The organism is Pseudomonas sp. NPDC087346 (assembly GCF_044744235.1).
In the GTDB taxonomy this organism is placed as follows: Bacteria; Pseudomonadota; Gammaproteobacteria; order Pseudomonadales; family Pseudomonadaceae; genus Aquipseudomonas.
This window is the reverse complement of sequence record NZ_JBIUXX010000127.1, coordinates 1-1,050: the sequence shown is the minus strand read 5'-3', so window position 1 is coordinate 1,050 and position 1,050 is coordinate 1. Positions and strand designations below refer to the sequence as shown.

Annotated in this window: 1 protein-coding gene; it reads left to right on the top strand. The window is 59.7% G+C overall.

What is annotated here, in order from left to right; genetic code table 11:
• Window positions 1-1,050: alginate O-acetyltransferase (locus ACIOZM_RS31055; RefSeq protein WP_401221381.1), on the top strand; the 1,050-nt coding region annotated here is incomplete at both ends.

Sequence of the window (1,050 nt, the reverse complement as noted above, 5' to 3'; positions counted from 1 at the left end):
CATCGCGCTGTTTCTGGTGACCTTGCTGGTGCTCGGTCTGTGGTCGGTGCGCAGCTTCTTCGGTTTCAGCACCAATGCCGACGCAACGGTGCTCAACGGTCGCTGGACCAAAGCCGTTGAAACCCACTACGACGACGAGTTTCCGATCAAGCGTCTGGGCACCAATCTCTGGGCCGCGCTGGATTTCAAACTGTTCAACGAAGGTCGTCCGGGCGTGGTGCTCGGTCGCGATCAGTGGTTGTACAGCGATGAGGAATTCAACCCGATCGTCAACGAAGAGCTGAACCTGCAAGGCAACTACGCGCTGGTCGAAGGCGTCCGCCAGACCCTGAAAGACAAAGGCGTGAAACTGGTGATGGCGATTGTTCCGGCCAAGGTTCGCCTGTACCCGGAGCATCTGGGCGAAGTGAAACCGGCGAGCATCCACGCCAACCTTTATCAGGATTTCCACGCCCGGGTTGCCGCCGACAAGATCCTCGCCCCTGACCTGCTCAAGCCGCTGCAACAGGCCAAGCAGAACGGTCAGCAAGTGTTCCTGCGCACCGACACCCACTGGACGCCGGAGGGGGCCGAGGTTGCGGCGAATACCCTGGCAAAAACCATTGCCGACAAATTCCCGCTCAGCGGCGAGCCACAGCGCTTCGTCACTACGCCTGCGGAAAAGGTCACGCACAAGGGCGATCTGCGCCTGTTCCTGCCGCTTGATCCGCTGTTCGAAAACCTGATGCCGGCGCAAGAACCGCTGCAAAAACGCAACACCGTGGCCGCCGCCGAGCAGCCTGCCGGTGACGACGCTTTGTTCGCCAACAGCGAAGTGCCGGTCGCACTGATCGGCACCAGCTACAGCGCCAACCCCAACTGGAACTTCGTCGGTGCGCTCAAGCAAGCGCTGCACAGCGACGTGGTCAATTACGCCGAAGACGGCCACGGCCCGATTCTGCCAATGCTCAGCTACCAGAAAAGCGATGACTTCAAGAACAGCCCGCCACAGGAGATGATCTGGGAGTTTCCTGAACGATATCTGACAGTGAACAACGAAATCTGCGACGC